The 395-nt window shown below is 72.9% G+C and carries 1 pseudogene; it reads right to left on the bottom strand.

Features of this window, described 5'->3' with window-relative positions:
* Positions 1-395, bottom strand: a pseudogene (locus tag BN358_RS26235) (hypothetical protein); the annotation flags it as partial.

Below are 395 nucleotides of genomic sequence, written 5' to 3'. Positions count from 1 at the left end.
TGACAGGGCGACCTCGGCGAGGATCCGGGACGCTTCCGCGGCCGAGGCGGGAGAGGCGTCATAGGCGAGCGCGACCCACGGCGTGGCCGGCGTCTCTTCGCCGATCCGCGGGTCGTCGTGCTGGTCGTCGGTGAAGCGGCGGGCGAGCCGACCCTCGCCCTGGCCGTGCCCGCCGCGCGCCAGAACGGTGTCGATGTGCATCTGGTTGACCGTGCCGGCGAACCGCTCCCTGGCCCCTGCATCCGCCGTAGCACCCTCGGAGAGGAGGATCAGCATGGTCGGGGTGTTGGCCTGGTCGTGCCCGATGTAGGCCACACCGGCCGGGGCGGCAACCAGCCGCGCGTCCAGCCAGAAGTCGCCGACCTTCGGCGGGTCGGAGGGCAGCAGCGGGGAGA

It is taken from the genome of Sedimentibacter sp. B4 (genome assembly GCF_000309315.1).
In the GTDB taxonomy this organism is placed as follows: Bacteria; Bacillota; Clostridia; order Tissierellales; family Sedimentibacteraceae; genus Sedimentibacter; species Sedimentibacter saalensis.
The sequence above is the reverse complement of the archived record's forward strand: the minus strand, read 5'-3'. Positions and strand labels throughout refer to the sequence as shown.